The sequence below is a fragment of the Kribbella antiqua genome (assembly GCF_004345665.1).
GTDB lineage: Bacteria > Actinomycetota > Actinomycetes > Propionibacteriales > Kribbellaceae > Kribbella > Kribbella antiqua.
On the sequence record NZ_SLWR01000002.1, the window covers coordinates 702441 to 720929 of the forward strand.

General features: G+C 68.4%; 19 protein-coding genes. 2 read left to right on the forward strand and 17 right to left on the reverse strand.

From position 1 onward, the window contains the following. Nucleotides 1–120: 120 nt before the first annotated feature. From EV646_RS09160 to EV646_RS09195, 8 genes are all read right to left on the reverse strand, one after another. Nucleotides 121–1233, reverse strand: a complete 1113-nt coding sequence (locus EV646_RS09160; RefSeq protein WP_132145953.1) for a winged helix DNA-binding domain-containing protein — start codon at nucleotides 1231–1233, stop codon at nucleotides 121–123. 40 nt (nucleotides 1234–1273) lie between these two features. Continuing rightward, on the reverse strand, nucleotides 1274–2566 hold the full coding sequence (gene coaBC, locus EV646_RS09165) for a bifunctional phosphopantothenoylcysteine decarboxylase/phosphopantothenate--cysteine ligase CoaBC (protein WP_241995641.1): 1293 nt from the start codon (nucleotides 2564–2566) through the stop codon (nucleotides 1274–1276). A gap of 36 nt (nucleotides 2567–2602) precedes the next feature. Further along, complete coding sequence (rpoZ, locus tag EV646_RS09170) at nucleotides 2603–2905, reverse strand: DNA-directed RNA polymerase subunit omega (RefSeq protein WP_132145955.1); 303 nt, start codon at nucleotides 2903–2905, stop codon at nucleotides 2603–2605. A gap of 2 nt (nucleotides 2906–2907) precedes the next feature. After that, complete coding sequence (gene gmk, locus EV646_RS09175; RefSeq protein ID WP_241995667.1) at nucleotides 2908–3519, reverse strand: guanylate kinase; 612 nt, start codon at nucleotides 3517–3519, stop codon at nucleotides 2908–2910. A gap of 82 nt (nucleotides 3520–3601) precedes the next feature. After that, nucleotides 3602–3916, reverse strand: a complete 315-nt coding sequence (mihF, locus tag EV646_RS09180; protein WP_132145957.1) for an integration host factor, actinobacterial type — start codon at nucleotides 3914–3916, stop codon at nucleotides 3602–3604. Between the two features lie 116 nt (nucleotides 3917–4032). After that, on the reverse strand, nucleotides 4033–4416 hold the full coding sequence (locus tag EV646_RS09185) for a hypothetical protein (RefSeq protein WP_241995642.1): 384 nt from the start codon (nucleotides 4414–4416) through the stop codon (nucleotides 4033–4035). Between the two features lie 106 nt (nucleotides 4417–4522). After that, nucleotides 4523–4891: a hypothetical protein gene (locus EV646_RS09190; RefSeq protein WP_132145959.1), complete on the reverse strand. Its 369-nt coding sequence runs from the start codon at nucleotides 4889–4891 to the stop codon at nucleotides 4523–4525. An 8-nt stretch (nucleotides 4892–4899) separates the two neighbouring features. After that, a complete protein-coding gene (locus EV646_RS09195) occupies nucleotides 4900–5949 on the reverse strand; it encodes an EamA family transporter (protein ID WP_199236884.1) in 1050 nt (349 codons plus the stop codon). A gap of 68 nt (nucleotides 5950–6017) precedes the next feature. Here EV646_RS09195 and EV646_RS09200 point away from each other — a divergent pair, with 68 nt between their 5' ends. Next, on the forward strand, nucleotides 6018–6914 hold the full coding sequence (locus tag EV646_RS09200; protein ID WP_132145961.1) for a LysR family transcriptional regulator: 897 nt from the start codon (nucleotides 6018–6020) through the stop codon (nucleotides 6912–6914). On the opposite strand, the gene EV646_RS09205 is transcribed toward EV646_RS09200, so the two are convergent. From EV646_RS09205 to pyrR, 9 genes are all read right to left on the reverse strand, one after another. Next, nucleotides 6847–7662 (reverse strand): DUF4037 domain-containing protein, encoded by an 816-nt coding sequence (locus tag EV646_RS09205; RefSeq protein WP_199236885.1) that lies wholly within the window; start codon nucleotides 7660–7662, stop codon nucleotides 6847–6849. The genes EV646_RS09200 and EV646_RS09205 overlap by 68 nt on opposite strands. Before the next feature lie 305 nt (nucleotides 7663–7967). Then, nucleotides 7968–8804: an orotidine-5'-phosphate decarboxylase gene (gene pyrF / locus EV646_RS09210; RefSeq protein WP_132145963.1), complete on the reverse strand. Its 837-nt coding sequence runs from the start codon at nucleotides 8802–8804 to the stop codon at nucleotides 7968–7970. Beyond that, on the reverse strand, nucleotides 8801–9841 hold the full coding sequence (locus EV646_RS09215) for a quinone-dependent dihydroorotate dehydrogenase (RefSeq protein ID WP_199236886.1): 1041 nt from the start codon (nucleotides 9839–9841) through the stop codon (nucleotides 8801–8803). Before EV646_RS09215 ends, pyrF begins: the two co-directional genes overlap by 4 nt. Next, a complete protein-coding gene (gene carB, locus EV646_RS09220; protein WP_132145965.1) occupies nucleotides 9825–13136 on the reverse strand; it encodes a carbamoyl-phosphate synthase large subunit in 3312 nt (1103 codons plus the stop codon). Before carB ends, EV646_RS09215 begins: the two co-directional genes overlap by 17 nt. Next, nucleotides 13136–14257 (reverse strand): glutamine-hydrolyzing carbamoyl-phosphate synthase small subunit, encoded by a 1122-nt coding sequence (gene carA, locus EV646_RS09225; RefSeq protein WP_132145967.1) that lies wholly within the window; start codon nucleotides 14255–14257, stop codon nucleotides 13136–13138. The genes carB and carA overlap by 1 nt, the downstream gene beginning before the upstream one ends. Beyond that, the gene (locus tag EV646_RS09230) at nucleotides 14254–14748 is read right to left on the reverse strand and encodes a PH-like domain-containing protein (RefSeq protein WP_132145969.1); all 495 of its coding nucleotides are present in this window, start codon (nucleotides 14746–14748) and stop codon (nucleotides 14254–14256) included. Before EV646_RS09230 ends, carA begins: the two co-directional genes overlap by 4 nt. After that, entirely contained in the window at nucleotides 14745–16040 is a 1296-nt protein-coding gene (locus EV646_RS09235; protein WP_132145971.1) for a dihydroorotase, read from the reverse strand. Before EV646_RS09235 ends, EV646_RS09230 begins: the two co-directional genes overlap by 4 nt. Then, the gene (locus tag EV646_RS09240; protein WP_199236887.1) at nucleotides 16037–16978 is read right to left on the reverse strand and encodes an aspartate carbamoyltransferase catalytic subunit; all 942 of its coding nucleotides are present in this window, start codon (nucleotides 16976–16978) and stop codon (nucleotides 16037–16039) included. The genes EV646_RS09235 and EV646_RS09240 overlap by 4 nt, the downstream gene beginning before the upstream one ends. Beyond that, complete coding sequence (gene pyrR / locus EV646_RS09245; protein ID WP_132145975.1) at nucleotides 16978–17577, reverse strand: bifunctional pyr operon transcriptional regulator/uracil phosphoribosyltransferase PyrR; 600 nt, start codon at nucleotides 17575–17577, stop codon at nucleotides 16978–16980. The genes EV646_RS09240 and pyrR overlap by 1 nt, the downstream gene beginning before the upstream one ends. Before the next feature lie 205 nt (nucleotides 17578–17782). Between pyrR and bldD the strand changes: the two genes are divergently transcribed. Continuing rightward, nucleotides 17783–18295, forward strand: a complete 513-nt coding sequence (gene bldD / locus EV646_RS09250) for a transcriptional regulator BldD (protein ID WP_026163359.1) — start codon at nucleotides 17783–17785, stop codon at nucleotides 18293–18295. Nucleotides 18296–18489 lie beyond the last annotated feature (194 nt).

Below are 18489 nucleotides of genomic sequence, written 5' to 3' on the forward strand. Positions count from 1 at the left end.
GTATGCCAGCAGTTTCGGCCAGAGTCGCCGGGACGCTCCGATTTCATCCGCTTCGTGAGATTGCCCGCCACAATATGGACAACCGCGCTCAGCGGTGCGTCCACACTACGCGGGTTCGGGTCACGCGTGTGGCCCGGCCTCGACCTTGCCGACCGTCAGGGCGGGTGTGGCATCCAGGATCTCGCCCAGCCGGGCGGCCTCGGCGTCGAGTTGCTTGAGCCGGGATCGGTTCAGTGCGGTCAGTGGCTCGACCGTGATCTGGAGCTTGCGGCCGGACTTCTTGTGGTGCCAGACGCCGCCGACGATGCCGTCGATCAGCAGTAGCGGGTAGTTGCCGGCCTGGCCGCGCGCGGTTGCCCTGGTGAACGCCTTGCCGGGGAAGAGGAGTTCACGCGGGTAGCTGCCGACGCCGTACGCATCGAAGTACGGGAGCAGTCTGATGCCGCGGGCCGGCTCGTCGCTGAACTCCTCGTCGCCTGGTGCGAGCCAGGCGGGCTGGCCGTCGAGTTCTACTTGCGGGAGGTCGGTGAAGTACGGCTTGACGAACCCGGGCGTCGTTTTGAGCCAGCGAGCGAACTGCTGCGGGGTCGCGGGGCCGTAGGCGTAGAGATAGCGGTGGAGCAGCTCGGTGAGCGCCTTCTCGCCGGGCAGCGGCTCGAAGGGCTTGAAGCGATGCGGATTCGAGTACGTCGTGTTGCGGCCGCGGTTGGGTCCGTAGCAGAGGACTCCGGCGTTGGCCGCGTCCGGGATCAGCTGCCGCCACCGCGGCCAGTAGGTCTGGAACGCCGGCATCACGAGATCACCCGCCCACGAGCCAGTACGCCGTACGACCTCCTCGGTGAGCTCGTCGACGGTGAGGTCGTCGTGCGCCAGTGCGTCACCGATCGCCTCGATGACTTGAGCCTTCTGGTCAGGGGTCATCCGCATGACCTCAGGCACCTGCTGGCCGGAGGGCAGAGCCGACAGAGCGCCGGTCCACAACGGCAGGTCGTCCAACGCCAGCAGATGAACGGTCCCGCGCGGCCCGAACGTCTTCACCAGGCCATCTGCCTGCTGAACCGTTTCCCGCGTCGCCCCATCCACCCGCAGCGCGACGGAGGTCTCCCCCGCCGACAACACCTGCGCATGCGCCCCACAGATCGCCCGTACGACGTCCACCGCCGCACCAGCCGGCTCAGTCAGCCAATGCCGCCGCATCCGCCGAGCGACCACGTCCCGCCACGAGATCTTCATAGGACTGACGGTAGGAGAAGAAGCGGACAGGTTCTGGCCGCTAGTGCCAGTGGGTGGCGACGAGGTTCCAGATGACACCCGCCAATGCGTCTTTGCTGCCTGAGGGGACGGGGAGGGCGTTGCCGGTGCGGTCGAGGATTACGGCTTCGTTGGTGTCGCTGCCGAAGACCTTGCCGCCGGAGACGTCGTTGACGACCAGGAGGTCGCAGCCCTTGCGTTCGAGCTTGGCGCGGCCCAGCTCGAGGACGCTGTGCTCGGCGTCGCCGGTTTCGGCGGCGAAGCCGACGATGACCTGGCCGGCCCGGCGGCGGTCGTGCGAGATGGTGTGCAGGATGTCAGGGTTCTGCACCAGGTTGACCGCCGGGACCGAGCCGTCGGCGGTCTTCTTGATCTTGTGTTCGGCGATGTCGGTCGGCCGGAAGTCCGCCGGGGCCGCCGCCATCACGATCGCGTCCGCGTCACCCGCGCGGCCGGTGATCTCGTCGTACAGGTCGCGGGTGCTGGTGACCGGGACGACCTGGACGCCGGCCGGGTCGGGCAGCTCGGAGTTGGCCGCGACCAAGGTGACCTTGGCGCCGCGGGCGGCGGCGATCCGGGCGAGCGCGTAGCCCTGCTTGCCGGACGAGGAGTTGCCGAGGTAGCGGACCGGGTCGAGGTGTTCACGGGTGCCGCCGGCGCTGATCAGCACGTGCTTGCCGGTCAGGTCGGCGACGGACTGTCCCGCGGCACGGGCGGCCTCGTCGGCGAGCATCAGCTGGCTGATCGCGAAGATCTCGGACGGCTCGGGCAACCGGCCGCGGCCGGTGTCGGCGCCGGTCAGACGGCCGACCGCGGGGTCGAGCACGGTGATCCCGCGCGACCTCAGCGTCGCCACATTGGCCTGGGTCGCCGGGTGCTCCCACATCTCGGTGTGCATCGCGGCCGCGAACAGGATCGGACACCGCGCGGTGAGCAGAGTGTTGGTCAGCAGGTCGTCGGCGAGACCGTGCGCGGCCTTGGCGATCAGGTTCGCCGTCGCGGGCGCGACCACGACCAGGTCGGCGGCCTTGCCGATGCGGACGTGCGGCACCTCGTGCACATCGTCGAACGGGTCGGCCGTCACCGGCTGCCCGGACAGCGCCGCCCAGGTCGCCGCGCCGACGAAGTCCAGCGCGGCCGCGGTCGGCACCACGCGCACGCTGTGCCCGGACTCGGTCAGCCGCCGCAGCAGATCACAGACCTTGTACGCCGCGATCCCGCCACCGACGCCGAGTACGACGTTCGGCCGGGCTTTGGGCACGACAACAGCCCCCGGGACGTGGTCGCCGGGGGTCTGGTCACCGGTTGCGGACATCTGCGCGAACTCCGTTCCCGGTCGTCGTACGGGTGGCTACTGAGACTTCTCCGCCGCCGCGGCTTCCGCCTCGGCCTCCGGGTCGATGTCCGTGCAGGTCAGCACGCCCTCGTTGATCTCGCGCATCGCGATCGACAGCGGCTTCTCCTGGACGTGCGTCTCGACCAGCGGGCCGACGTACTCGAGCAGGCCCTCGCCGAGCTGCGAGTAGTAGGCGTTGATCTGCCGCGCCCGCTTGGCCGAGTACAGCACCAGCTTGTACTTGGAGTCGGTGTGGGTGAGCAGGTCGTCGATCGGCGGCGAGGTGATGCCGATGGCGACGGGCTGGTTGCCAGACAAGTTCAGCTCTTTCCAGAGATGGAGGGTGATCGAATCAACTTTACCAACTGATCGGCCGCCTCCCGAACGGAGGCGTTCACGATCGTCACGTCGAATTCCTTCTCGGCGGCCAGTTCGAGCGTCGCGGTCTCCAACCGGCGCGCCCGTTCCTCCTCCGTCTCGGTGCCGCGGCCGACCAGCCGTCGTACCAGTTCGTCCCAGCTCGGCGGCGAGAGGAAGACGAACTGCGCCTCCGGCATCGTTTCGCGCACCTGGCGGGCGCCCTGCAGATCGATCTCGAGCAGGGCCGGGCGGCCCTCGGCGAGCTTGTCCAGCACCGGCTGCTTCGGCGTCCCGTACCGGGCCGCCTTGTGCACCACCGCCCACTCGAGCAGCTCACCGTCGGCGATCATCCGGTCGAACTCGGCGTCCGACACGAACAGGTAGTGCACGCCGTGCACCTCGGTCGGCCGCGGCTTCCGGGTCGTCGCCGACACCGAGATCCAGATCTCGGGGTAGCGCTCGCGGATGTCCGCCGCGACCGTCCCCTTACCGACCGCCGTGGGCCCGGCCAGCACGGTCAGCCGGGCGCCCCCGGCCGCGGTCGTGCCTGGCGGGGTCTGCCGCGGAGCCATCGTCTCGTCCGTCCCGTGCGTGGTCATCGTCACACCAGTGTCCAACGAGCCGGCCAGCGTTTCGGTCTGGCTCACCCTGCACTCACTCGGCGAATTCGCGCTCGAGGGCGGCGATCTGGTTCGAACCGAGGCCGCGCACCCGGCGCGTCTCGGAGATCCCGGCCCGTTCCATGATCTGCTGCGCGCGGACCTTGCCCACGCCGGGGATGCACTGCAGCAGCTGGCTGACCCGCATCTTGCCGATCACGTCGTTGGTCTGCCCCTCGTGGAGCACCTCCGTCGGAGACGCCCCCGAATGCCGGATCCGGTTCTTGATCTCCGCCCGTTCGCGCCGCGCCGCCGCGGCCTTATCCAGAGCCGCCGCTCGCTGCTCCGGGGTCAAAGAAGGAAGTGGCACCGTTTCACCTGTTCCCGTTGTAAGCCTTCGCAAGGGAACCTAACACGGCTTCGGCCACCGTCAGCCCTCAGCGCGGCCGTCTTCCGTGCCGCGTGCCGCCGCCCGCCCTACGACGGTCAGTTCAGCGCCGGGACGTCGACCTTGCAGGAGTCCTTCGCGTGCGTGCTGATCGTCTTGTAGGCCGCCATCACCGTGCCGGTCTGCTTGCTCAGCCGAGCCAGTTCGACACGGTCCGTGCCCGCCTTCTGCGCGCTCTCGGCGAACTTCGCCACGGTCCCCCAGTCGTCCTTCACCTCGTCCGGCGCGGACTGCTGGAGCTTCTTCGCGCTCTCCAGGATCTTCACGTAGTCGGCCGGGTTCTGCGGGTTGACGTTCACCGACTCGGCGGCGTACCCGGCGAGGTCGACGCAGTACGCCTGCTCCTCGGTGCAGGCGGTCAACGTGGCGGTGCCGGCGATCAGGGTCGCGACGGTGGCGAGTGTGCGCTTCAAAGTCATCATCCTCGGGGTCGATCCTCGGGGGTGTTGACCCCGACGCTACCGGCAGTCACCAAACGATCCGAAACCGATACTTTTCGTGCCCGTCTGGTGACTGCCCTGGCCGGCGTCAGCCGTCGATGTCGACCTTGCAGGTGTCCTTGGCATGCTTGGCGATGGCCTGGGAGGCGGCGGCGATCTTCTCGCCGTCGTTCTTGGCCAGCTCGCTGAGCTTGCCCGTGTCGCCCTTGGCCTCGCTCGCCTTCTCGGAGTAGTCGAGGACGATCTTCCAGTCGTCCTTCAGGTCGTCCGGCGCCGACTTCGACAGCTTCTTGGCCTCTTCGCGCATCTTGTCGACCGCGGCGGTGTCCTTGATGTCGAGGTTCTTGACCGCCTCGGCATAGTTCTGCAGCTCGCTGCAGTAGTCACCGCCCGAGCACGCCGTCAACGTACCGAGACTCATCGTCACTACCGCCGCGAGGGCCGCAACCTTACGCATTCCGTTCCTTACTCTTCCGCGCGGGAAGTCCATCTCTCCCCGTCGTCCCCGACACCCTTCCGAACCGCGGGGTCAAGGCCGGGCAAGGCACGCCGTGAAGAAGGTCGCACCCGCCGACTGGAACCAGCCCGTGATGTACGACGTCGCCCGGCCGACAGCGCGACCGCGTTGACGCAGACGATCACCCCGATCGCGAACCACTCCCACGGCCCGAGACGCTGATCCAGTACGACGAGACCGACGACAGCCGCCAGCACCGGGTTGATGCTCATGAACACGCCGAAGAACTGAGCCGGCACCCGCCGCAGCACGAGCATGTCGACCAGGAACGGTACGGCGGACGAGAGCACCCCGGCCGCGACGGCGTACAGGATGGCCACAGGCGTCGGACGGTGGTGCAAGAGCATCAGTACGCCGATCGGCACGTAGGCCAGCCCGGACACCGCAGCCGCGGCCCCGACGCCTTGTACGCCAGACAGCTCCCGGCCGATGCGGCGGTTGAGCAGGATGTAGCAGGCCCAGCAGAGGGCGGCCAGCAGGCCCAGACCGATGCCTGCGTAGTCCGTCGTCGCCTCCGGCCGGGTCAGCAGCACCACCGCGGGCGCCACGGCCAGTGCACACACCAGGTCGATCAATCGCCTCGAGCCGAGCAGCGCCACCGCCAACGGCCCCAGAAACTCCAAGGTCACGGCAAGGCCGAGCCCGACCCGATCGATCGCCGTGTACAACGACAAGTTCATCACCGCGAAGACCACAGCCAGCCCCAGCACCAGCCGCCACTGCCTCGCGTTGATCGCCCGCAGGTTCGGCCGCCCGACGGCGACCAGCACCACGGCGGCCACCCACTGCCGAACAGCCACCACCCCGACGGGCCCCAGCACGGGAAACCCCAGCGCTCCCACCGACGCTCCCACTTGAGTCGACAACCCACTCCCCAACATCATCAACACCCCCAGCAGCCGCCCGGAGCGCTTCGCCGAGTCGTGGATTTCTGCTTCCGGCAGCCGGTTTCCGCTGCCAAAATCCACGACTCGACATTCGCTGCTGGTGGTGGTCATGGGACGAGAGTGCGCGCGCCAGAAGCCGGGGCAAAATGCATCGCCGGACCGATCTATACGCTGGAGTTATGGATCTTGAGCTCAGGCACCTGCGGTGTCTGGTGGCGATCGCCGACGCCGGCACGTTCACCGACGCGGCGATCGAGCTGGGGGTTTCGCAGGCCGCGGTGTCACGGAGTCTGATGAGTTTGGAGCGGATCCTCGGGATACGGCTGCTGCATCGGACCAGCAGGATGATCACGCCGACGACGGCCGGTCTCCAGGTGCTGGCCAGGGCGCGGCAACTTCTCGCCGACGCCGACGAGCTGGTGCGGGAGGCAACGACCGGGCATACGCGGTTGCGGATCGGGCATGCATGGTCGGCGATGGGCCGGCACACGGCGGAGTTCCAGCGGCGATGGGCAGCGGAGCATCCAGGGGTCGAGTTGCAGTTGGTGCGGACCAACACGACCACCGGCGGCCTGGCCGAAGGTCTTTGTGATCTGGCGGTGGTACGAAGTCAGGTCGACCTGAAGCGATTCGGCCATGCGACAGTCGGCCTGGAACGCCGGTACTGCGCTCTCCCCGCCGACGACCCACTGGCGACGAAACGCACGGTCGCCCTCGAGCAGCTCCGCGACCGCACGCTCGCCATCGACCGCCGTACCGGAAGCACGACCGTCGATCTCTGGCCCGAGGGCGCGCGACCGAAGCTCGAGTACACCCAGGACGTCGACGACTGGCTGGACCTCATCGCAGCCGGCCGATGTGTCGGCCTGACTCCGCACGCGACGGTGACGCACTATCGCCGCGACGGCGTCGTCTACCGCCCGGTGCGTGACGCGCCGCCCGTCGATGTACACCTCATATGGCACCGCCAAGACCCGCATCCGGCAACTCAGGCAGCCGTCGAGCTCCTCACTCGGCTGTATCGAGAAGCTCGACCAGCCGCCGGCGGTCGCCGCCGGACCACAGCACGTCCCTGACCTGCTCGATGCCGCCGACTGGCCACCGTTCGGCGATCTGCTTCACCGCCGGGTCCTTGAGCTCGTTCGCCAGCGCGCCGGGGAAATCGCCCCACAGCACCTTGAACGGCCACTCCCACATGCGCGTCACCTCGGTCGCGACCGGCGGCGTGATCCCCAACGCGTTGTGCTTGCCCGCCACCACGTCGTACGCCGCCATCAGCGCTTCCTCGCGCGCCTGCCACGACTCGGCCGCAAGCACCCGCGACAAGATCGGCGACAGTACGGCGCCACACTCCAACCGCGAGAACGCCGTACCGAACCATTTCGAGTACGGCGCATACTGCCGCTCCAGCAGGAAACACAGCCGCATCAACCCGTGCACCACCTGCGACCCGATCAGCGCGGAACCGAGCTCGTCACCCACGAATCCGGCCCGGCCGACCAGGTTGACCTCCGGGTGGACCTTCCACCATGCCGCGATCATCAAATACAGCCAGACGTCGCGCGGGTAGTACGCGAACCTCTCCCGCACCGCCTCCAGCCCGATCTCGTCGTGGAACACCGCACCCGCGGTGACCATGCAGAGGTTCTGCTCGGAGAAGGTCAGCCAGTCCCGCGCCGCGAGCTCCTGCTCGAGATCGAAGTTCAACTGCTGCTGGAAGTACCCGCGCGGCGTGTGTACGCCGAACTCGGTGTCGCGGCCATCGAAGGTCGACGGCACCGAAGCCCGCAGGCGCTCGGTCACCGCGGCCTCATCGTCGTTCACAAACAACACGACGCGAGGTTCCCAGTTGTGGTCCCCGGACATCTCGTCGTCGAACCCGAGTACCTCAGAGCCACGCCCGAGCAGAGCCGCACTGTGCGCGGCAGATCCCCCAGCAGCGGCTGCACCGCCTCCAAGTAGAACCGCCGACTCAATTCCTGACCGGAAACGAAATCAGAAGACATGCCGACGACAGTCGCACGCCACGGCCAAGAAACTCAAGAAAAAGACACCAAATGGCGCCAGATTTCCTCGCGCCATTCAGCAATTTCTGCAAATCATATTCTATCGCTCACAAGGGGCCTTTGTCAGTAACCCCGGACCGCACGGAACGCGTCATTTGCACGATCGGCAGCGCCTTGAAGGGCGGCAGCCGACGGGCCGGCGCCGAGGATCTCCCGGGAGCTTGCTGGTATGACGTTCCGCACGGCCGGGCCGAACACCTTCGTCAGGCTCTCAGCCGTACCGCCCTGCGCACCAAGCCCCGGAGCGAGCAGCGGGCCGTTGATGTCCAGGTCCTCGTCCGTCGGAGCGATCGTCGCGCCCACCACGGCACCGAACGACCCAAGAACCTCAGCGTCCGCGTTGAGCGCACGCAGGCCGTCCAGCACCGCGCCTGCGACCGTCGGGCCGTCGACGGTCCGGGCGGATTGGAACTGCGGCCCCTCCGGGTTCGACGTCAGCGCCAGTACGAACAGACCGGCACCAGCGGCGCGCGCCTCGTCGATCGCCGGCTGCAGCGAACCGAACCCCAGGTACGGGCTGACCGTCAGCGCGTCACAGGCCAGCGGCCCCTTCTCCGCCAGATACGCCGACGCATAGCCAGCCATCGTCGACCCGATATCGCCGCGCTTCGCGTCGATGATCACCAGCGCACCCGCGTCCCGCAACCGGATCGTCGCCTGTTCCAACACCGCGATCCCGGCCGACCCGAAGCGCTCGAAGAACGCCGACTGCGGCTTGAACACCGCGACCCGATCGGCCAGCGCGTCCACCACGCCGTACGTGAAGGACGCCAGGCCCTCCGGCGAGTCCGGCAGGCCCCACGCGTCCAGCAGGTGCGCGTGCGGGTCGATGCCCACACACAGCGGACCGCGCGAGTCCATGATGCGCCGCAACCTGGCGCCGAACGGTTCGTTGCTCATGGCAAACTCCTGTTGATCTGACGGACCAGCCCGGGCCCGCGGTAGATCAGCCCGGTGAAGATCTGCACCAGACTGGCGCCGGCGTCGAAGAGCCGCGTGGCATCGCACGGATCGAGGATGCCGCCGACTCCGATGATCGGCAGCGTGCCGGCCGTCTCCGCGTGGATGTGCGCGACGGTCTTCGCCGCGATGTCCGTCAACGGCCGGCCCGACAGCCCGCCGGTCTCGCCGGCGAGCGGGTGCGAGGAGACAGCAGGTCGATCGATCGTCGTGTTGGTCGCGATGATCCCGGCGACACCGACATCGGTGCAGACCGCGAGCAGTTCCTCGATGGCTTGAGCGGACAGGTCGGGCGCGATCTTCACCAGGATCGGCTTGCCCGGGAGCCCACTCACGCTCAGCGACTCCGCCTCGGCATGCAACGCGGTCAGCAGTTCACGCAGGTGGCCGGCATCCTGCAGCGCCCGCAGCCCCGGTGTGTTCGGCGAACTCACGTTGACCGCGAAGTAGTCGCCGTACCGGTAAAGCCGCCGCAGCGAGGTCACGTAGTCCTCGACGGCCTCTTCCAAAGGCGTGACCTTCGACTTGCCGATCGAGATCCCGAGTGGGTATCCCAGCGGGCCGTAGTCAGCAAGCCGATCCGCCAAAGCCGACGAGCCAAGGTTGTTGAACCCCATCCGGTTGATGACAGCCTCGTGCTCGACCAACCGGAAAAGCCTCGGCTGAGGATTCCCCGGCTGCGGATGCGCCGTCACGGTCCCGACCTCGACGAACCCGAACCCGAGTGCCCGCCAGCCCGGCAGCGCGACCCCGTTCTTGTCCATCCCCGCGGCCAGCCCGACCGGCGAAGGGAACCGGATACCGAAGACAGTCCGGGGCGCGACCGAGCCGAACAGGCGGCCACCAGCGGCGGCCGCACCTGGGATGCGGCCGAGCAGGCGGAGGCCGTGCAGTGTCCGCTCGTGCGCGACCTCCGCGTCGCCCTTGCCCAGCCGGAACAGCACCGGCCGGACGACGTTGTTATACACCGACGTCACCACGGATCCGCGGCACCCAGTCCTGCAGCGACCGTACGCCGATGTCCCCGGCCTGCTGGGCCTCGATCCCCTGTACGGCGGCCGCCAGCCCCTGCACCGTCGTGATGCACGGGATGTTCCGCGCCACGGCCGCACTCCGGATCTCGTACCCGTCCAGTCGCGGCGAACCGCCCTGGGTGATGCCGATCGGCGTGTTGACGATCAGGTTCAGCTCGCCGTCCTGGACCATCTGCACGATCGTCGGCTCGCCGTTCGGGCCCGGTCCCTGGCTGCTCTTGCGGACCGTCACCGCCTCGACCCCGTTGCGCCGCAGTACGTCGGCCGTGCCCTCGGTCGCGTAGATCTGGAAGCCGAGGTCGGCCAGCCGCTTCACCGGGAAGATCATGTGCCGCTTGTCCCGGTTCGCCACCGACACGAACACCTTGCCGGAGCCCGGCAGTGGTTGCGACGCACCCGCCTGCGACTTCGCGAACGCCGTACCGAAGTTGTCGTCCATGCCCATGACCTCACCGGTCGAGCGCATCTCCGGGCCGAGCACGGTGTCGACCGACCGGCCGTCGATGGTCCGGAACCGGTTGAACGGCATCACGGCTTCCTTCACCGCGATGGGCGTCGAGGCCGGCAGCGTGCCACCATCACCAACGGCCGGCAGCATGCCTTCCGACCGCAGCTCAGCGATCGTTGCCCCGAGCATCACCCGGGCGGCCGCCTTGGCCAGCGGCGTAGCGGTCGCCTTCGACACGAACGGGACCGTCCGCGACGCGCGTGGGTTCGCCTCCAGCACGTAGAGCACGTCACCGGCGAGCGCGTACTGCACGTTCAGCAGACCACGTACGCCGACTCCGCGCGCGATCGCCTCGGTCGACGCCCGGATCTTCTCGATGTCGGCGTTCCCGAGCGTTATCGGCGGCAGCGCGCACGACGAGTCGCCGGAGTGCACCCCGGCCTCCTCGATGTGTTCCATCACGCCGCCGAGGAACAGTTCGTCGCCGTCGAACAGCCCGTCGACGTCGATCTCGACCGCGTCGTCCAGGAACCGGTCGATCAGCACCGGATGCTCGAAGGCCGCACCGCCACCCAGCCGCTCCAACGCGGCCGACAGCTCGGCCGAGCTGTAGACGATCTCCATCCCGCGCCCGCCGAGCACGTACGACGGCCGCACCAGCACGGGGAAGCCGATCTCCTCGGCGACCTCATGCGCTCCTTCGGCCGACAGCGCCGTACCGTGCTTCGGCGCCGGCAGCGACGCGTCCGCGAGTACCTTCCCGAACGCTCCCCGCTCCTCGGCCAGGTGGATCGCCTCAGGCGACGTACCCACGATCGGTACGCCGGCGTCCGCGAGCCGCTGGGCCAGGCCGAGCGGAGTCTGACCGCCGAGCTGCACGATCACTCCCGCGACCGGCCCGGCCTGCATCTCGGCGTACACGATCTCGAGCACGTCCTCGCAGGTGAGCGGCTCGAAGTACAGCCGATCGGAGGTGTCGTAGTCGGTCGAGACCGTCTCCGGGTTGCAGTTCACCATCACCGTGCAATAGCCGGCGTCGCGCAGCGCCATCGACGCGTGCACACAGGAGTAGTCGAACTCGATCCCCTGCCCGATCCGGTTCGGCCCCGAGCCCAGGATCAGCACCGCCGGGGTCTCCCGCGGCGCAACTTCGGTCTCCTCGTCGTACGACGAGTAGTGGTACGGCGTCTCGGCCGCGAACTCGGCCGCACACGTGTCGACCGTCTTGTAGACCGGCCGGATCCCGAGCGCCTGCCGGACACCCCGGACGACGTCCTCGGTGAGCCCGCGGATCTCGGCCAGCTGCAGGTCCGAGAACCCGTGCCGCTTGGCCAGCTTGATCACCTCAGGCGTCAGCCGCGGCGCGGCCGCGACCTGCAGTGCCGTCTCGTGGATGAGGTAGAGCTGGTCCACGAACCAAGGATCAATGCGAGTCGCCTCGAAGATCTGCTCCGGAGTAGCACCGGCGCGGATCGCGTCCATGACGGTCCGCAGCCGGCCGTCATGCGGCGTCTTGATTGCCTCCAGCAACGGCTCGAGCTCGGTCGCGGGCGAACCCTTCCAGGAGAACCGGGCCTCCGGCTTCTCCAGCGACCGGAGCGCCTTCTGCAGGGCCTCGGTGTAGTTGCGGCCGATCGCCATCGCCTCGCCGACACTCTTCATGTGCGTGGTCAGCGTGGCATCCGCGGCCGGGAACTTCTCGAACGCGAACCGCGGCACCTTCACCACCACGTAGTCCAGCGTCGGCTCGAAGCTGGCCGGGGTCTGCTTGGTGATGTCGTTCGGGATCTCGTCCAGCGTGTAGCCGATCGCGACCTTGGCGGCGATCTTGGCGATCGGGAAGCCGGTCGCCTTCGACGCCAGCGCGGACGACCGGGACACCCGCGGGTTCATCTCGATCACGATCAGCCGGCCGTCCTCCGGGTTCACCGCGAACTGGATGTTGCAGCCGCCGGTGTCGACCCCGACCTCGCGGATGATGCCGATGGCCAGGTCGCGCATCACCTGGTACTCGCGGTCGGTCAGCGTCATCGCCGGTGCGACTGTGACCGAGTCGCCGGTGTGCACGCCCATCGGATCGACGTTCTCGATCGAGCAGATGATCACGACGTTGTCCGCCTTGTCGCGCATCACCTCCAGCTCGTATTCCTTCCAGCCGAGGATCGACTCCTCGATCAGCACCTCGGTGGTCGGGCTGGCGACCAGTCCGGCGCCGGCGATCCGGCGCAGGTCGGCTTCGTCGTACGCCATGCCGGAACCGACGCCGCCCATGGTGAACGACGGCCGCACCACCAGCGGGTAGCCGAGCTCGGCGGCCGCGCCCATCACATCGTCCAGCGAGTGGCAGATCCGCGACCGGGCGACCTCCGCGCCGAGCTTCTCGACGATGTGCTTGAACGACTCCCGGTTCTCGCCGCGCTGGATCGCGTCGACGGAGGCTCCGATGAGCTCCACGCCGTACTTCTCCAGGACGCCGTTGTCGTGCAACGCGATCGCCGCGTTCAGCGCGGTCTGGCCGCCCAGGGTGGCGAGCAGCGCGTTCGGCCGCTCCTTCTCGATCACCTTCTCGACGTATTCCGGGGTGATCGGCTCGACGTAGGTCGCGTCGGCGAACTCCGGGTCGGTCATGATCGTGGCCGGGTTCGAGTTCACCAGGACGACGCGGAAGCCTTCTTCGCGCAGCACCCGGCACGCCTGCGTCCCCGAGTAGTCGAACTCGCAGGCCTGGCCGATCACGATCGGGCCGGAGCCGATGACGAGCACCGACTCGATGTCTGTACGACGTGGCATCAGGCCCGCCCCTCCATCAACTCGACGAACCGGTCGAACAGGTAGGCCGAGTCATGTGGCCCTGCCGCCGCTTCCGGGTGGTACTGGACCGAGAACGCGAGTACCCGGCCGTCTCTGCCGGTGAGCCGGAGCCCTTCGACCACGTTGTCGTTCAGCGAGACATGCGACACCTCGGCCGTCCCGTACGGCGTCTCGACCGTCTCCTCGATCGGGGCGTCGACCGCGAACCCATGGTTCTGCGCGGTGATCTCCACCTTGCCGGTGGCCCGGTCGAGCACCGGCTGGTTGATGCCGCGGTGGCCGTACTTCAGCTTGAACGTGCCCAGCCCCAGCGCCCGGCCGAACACCTGGTTGCCGAAGCAGATCCCGAAGTACGGCTTGTTCTGCTCCAGCAGCTGCTTGAGCAGCGTCGTCGGGTGCTCGGTGGTCTCCGGGTCGCCCGGCCCGTTGCTCATGAAAATGCCGTCCGGGTCGACCGCGAGTACTTCCTCCAGCGAGGCGGTCGCCGGCATGACGTGCACCTCGATGCCGCGCTCGGCCATCCGCTTCGGCGTCATCGACTTGATGCCGAGGTCGAGCGCGACCACGGTGAACCGCTTCTCGCCTTCCGCGGGTACGACGTATGGCTCAAAGGTGGTCACCTCGGAGGCCAGATCCGCGCCGGCCATCTTCGGCTGCTGCAGCACCTTCTCCAGCAGCGCGGCGGGGTCGAGGACCTCGGTCGAGATCCCGGCCCGCATCGCGCCGCGTTCGCGCAGGTGGCGGGTCAGCGCCCGGGTGTCGATGCCGGAGATCCCGACGATGCCCTGCCCCTTCAGCTGCTCGTCGAGGGACCTCTTGGCGCGCCAGTTCGACGGGACCCGAGCGGGGTCGCGGACGACGTACCCGGAGACCCAGATCTTCTGCGACTCGTCGTCCTCGTCGTTGATGCCGGTGTTGCCGATGTGCGGCGCGGTCTGGGTGACGATCTGCCGGTGGTACGACGGGTCGGTCAGCGTCTCCTGGTAGCCGGTCATCCCGGTGGTGAACACCGCCTCGCCGAAGGTCTCGCCGGTCGCCCCGTACGACGTACCGGCAAAGGCCCGGCCGTCTTCCAGGACCAGCAATGCGGGCTGGCTCATTTCTGCTCGGCTCCGATCAGGGTCGAGATGGATGCGGTCAAGGGGGCGGTGTCTGCCTTCCGGCGGGGGCGGAACCCGGTGTCGAGTGCGCGGCCGTCGTGCTGCCAGCTGACCACCACCAGGCCGGACTTCTCCGCGGTCACCTTGCCGGCGATCCCGCGGTCGGTCCGGACTCCGGTCAGATGGTCCGCGGGGATGAACACATCCGCCGCGCCCTGCCGGTGGAAGATCAGGCCGGCCTCACTGACGGCCAGGTCCGCGATACTGCGGACGCCCAGTTCGTGCACGGCGATCCGGTCCATCCAGTCGCCGGCCGTCGTGGTGGCGACGTACACGCCCTCCACGCCCTTGGTTTTGTCATCTGCAGGCGCCGCGGGCAGCGGTGCCAGGTCGGCCTGCCGGGCCTGGCGGTTCCGCCAGCCCCGGAACATGCCGTAGTAGGCCGCCGCGAGGACCAGCAGCGTGCCGAGAATGCCCAGGAAGGCCTTCACCGGGCCAGCTTTCCGTCGAGGACGGTCGCCGTACCTCTGAGGAAGGTCGCGACCACCTTGCCGGGCAACGTCATCCCGTCGAACGGCGTGTTCCTGCTGAGGGACGCGGACTCCCCCGGTACGACGGTCCGCTCGGCGGCCAGGTCGACCAGAACCAGGTTGGCCGGGGCACCGGCTTCGAGCGGACGGCCATGCTCGCCGCCGACCTGGCCGATCGCGGCCGGCCGGTAGCTCATCCGGTCCGCGACATCCGCCCAGGTCATCAGCTTGGTGTCGATCATCGCCTGCTGGACGACGCTCAGCGCCGTCTCCAGGCCGAGCATGCCGAACGCGGCCGCGCTCCACTCGCAGTCCTTGTCCTCGACCGGGTGCGGGGCGTGGTCGGTGGCGACGATGTCGATCGTGCCGTCGGCCAGGCCCTCGCGGACCGCCTCGACGTCGTCCTTGGTCCGCAGCGGCGGGTTGACTTTGTAGACCGGGTTGTAAGAGGCGGCGAGGTCCTCGGTCAGCAGCAGGTGGTGCGGGGTCACCTCGGCGGTCACTTCGAACCCGCGCTTCTTCGCCGCCCGGACGATCTCCACCGAGCCCTTGGTGGACAGGTGGCAGATGTGCAGCTTCGAGCCGACGTGGGCGTTGAGCAGGATGTCGCGGGCGATGATCGCCTCCTCGGCGACACTCGGCCAGCCGGTCAGGCCGAGTACGCCGGACAGCGCGCCCTCGTTCATCTGCGCGCCCTGGGTGAGTCGCGGCTCCTGCGCGTGCTGCGCGATCACACCGTCGAACGCCTTCACGTACTCGAGCGCGCGGCGCATCAAGGCGGCGTCCCACACGCAGTCGCCGTCGTCGGAGAACACGCGTACCCGGGCTGCCGAATCCGCCATCGCGCCGAGCTCCGCGAGCTGCGTGCCCTTCCGGCCGACCGTGACCGCGCCGATCGGGTAGACGTCGGCGTAGCCGGCGTCGCGGCCGAGACGCCAGACCTGCTCGACGACGCCGGCGGTGTCGGCGACCGGATCGGTGTTGGCCATCGCGAACACCGCGGTGAACCCGCCCAGCGCCGCGGCACGCGTGCCGGTCAGCACGGTCTCGGCGTCCTCCCGACCAGGCTCACGGAGATGGGTGTGCAGGTCGACCAAGCCGGGGAGCGCGATCAGCCCTTGCGCATCGATCGTCTCGGCATCTTTGGGCGCGTCGAGGTTGGTGCCGACGGCAACAATCTTGCCGTTCTCGATGAGCAGATCCGCCACGTCACCGCCAACGATCTTGGCTCCGGTGATCAGGTAAGCGGTCATGCGGTCTGCTCCTCAGTGGTGTCGTTGCTGCCGGACAGCAGCAGGTAAAGGACGGCCATCCGGACGGCGACGCCGTTGGTGACCTGTTCGACGATCACGGACCGGGCGGAGTCGGCGACCTCGGCGCTGATCTCCATGCCGCGGTTCATCGGGCCGGGGTGCAGCACGATCGCGTCGTCCGGCAGCTGCGCCATCCGGTGCACATCGAGCCCGTAGCGGCGGGTGTACTCGCGGGCGCTCGGGAAGTACGCGTCGTTCATCCGCTCCCGCTGCACTCGCAGCATCATCACCGCGTCACTCTTGGCCAGCGCGCCGTCCAGGTCGTACGACGTCGCGCACGGCCAGCTCGTCATGTCGACTGGCAGCAGCGTCGGCGGCGCGACCACGGTGACGTCGGCGCCAAGTGTGGACAGCAGCAGAACGTTCGACCGGGCGACCCGCGAGTGCAGGACGTCGCCGACGATCGTGATCCGGCGGCCTTCCAGCGACCCGAGATGGCGGCGCATGGTGAAGGCGTCGAGCAGCGCCTGGGTCGGGTGCTCGTGGGTGCCGTCGCCGGCGTTGACGACCGAGCCGGTCATCCAGCCCGAGGTGGCGAGCAGATGCGGCGCGCCGGATGAGCCGTGCCGGCAGACGACGCCGTCAGCGCCCATCGCCTGCAGGGTCAGCGCGGTGTCCTTCAGGCTCTCGCCCTTGCTCACGCTGGAGCCCTTGGCCGAGAAGTTGATCACGTCGGCCGACAGTCGCTTGGCGGCCGCCTCGAACGAGATCCGGGTCCGGGTGGAGTCCTCGAAGAAGAGGTTCACCACGGTCCGGCCGCGCAACGCCGGCAGCTTCTTGATCGGCCGATCGGCCAGCGACCGCATCTCCTCGGCCGTGTCGAGGATCAGGTTGGCCTCGTCGCGCGACAGATCGCCCGCACTCAGCAGATGCCTCATCACGCCTCCACCTTCGTCTTGTCGGCGATCAGCACCGCGTCGGTTCCGTCGTACTCGGTCAGGTGGACGGTGACGCGCTCGACCAGAGAGGTGGGCAGGTTCTTGCCCACGTAGTCGGCGCGGATGGGCAGTTCGCGGTGGCCGCGGTCGACCAGGACCGCCAGCTGGACCGCGCGCGGCCGGCCGATGTCGCCGATCGCGTCCAGCGCGGCGCGGATGGTGCGGCCGGAGAACAGCACGTCGTCGACCAGCACCACGACCTTGCCGTCGATCCCGCCGGCGGGGATGTCGGTGTGTTCCAGGCCGCGCGGTGGTTTGAGACCGATGTCGTCGCGGTACATCGTCACGTCGAGTGACCCTGTCGGCACACTCTGCCCCTCGACCGCGGCGATCCGGGCCGAGATCCGGGCGGCGAGGCCGACGCCACGGGTGGGGATGCCGAGCAGGACGACCGGGTCGGCACCGCGGTTGCGCTCGAGGATCTCGTGCGCGATCCGGGTCAGTGCCCGGGAAATGTCGGAAGCGTCCAGGACCGTGCGCGCCGCCGGGTTCTGCGGCTGGGCTACGCCTGGGGACTCTGCGCTCTGGGCAGGGCTCATCGCTACCGTTCCTCCTTTCCCGCCTCTCTGGACGGGTCTTTAAAGGACGTTCGGACCGCTTGACATGGTATCGGATGTGACACGCCGTCTTGACGCTGGCCTCTGACCCAGAATATTGTTACTCTGTGTAACCGAGGGGGGTTTCACCGACCGACCCGTTCCGGCGGGCCGGACACCACGAAACTAGTTGGAGGGAAGAACCAGCGTGCCTAGCGAATACGCGAAGACACTGGGTGGCAAGTTGCGCGCCATCCGCCAGCAGCAAGGACTGTCGCTGCACGGCGTGGAAGAGAAGTCCAAGGGTCGCTGGAAGGCGGTCGTCGTCGGCTCGTACGAGCGCGGCGATCGAGCCGTCACCGTCCAGAAGCTCGCCGAGCTCGCCGATTTCTACGGCGTGCCGATCCGTGAGTTGCTGCCCGGTTCCGCCAGCGCGGCCGCCGCGGCTGCCGCTCCTCCCCGGTTGATCCTCGACCTGGAGGCCCTGCAACACCTCGACGCGAGCGAGGCCGGTCCGCTGACGCGGTACGCGGCCACGATCCAGGCTCAGCGCGGGGACTACAACGGCAAGGTGCTGTCGATCCGGCAGGACGACATGCGTACCCTCGCCGTGATCTACGACGAGTCGCCGACGACTCTGACCGAGCGTTTCATCTCCTGGGGTGTACTGAACCCGGAGGCGAAGGGCGACGTCGAGGAGTCCGAAGCGGCCGGCGCCTGACGGAGGCAACAGAGACGGTCGGGGCTCGTAGCAGCTGGCCCGCGGCCGCCCGCCTTCACTGACCCAGCAAGCACGACCGAAGTACGACGCAGTACCCAGGCGACAGATACCACCTCATCTGCCGTCGCAGGCCGGGGCCGTTCCCCCGCGCCGTACCAACCACGGGGACGACGAGCCGGCCCGGGACCGTACCG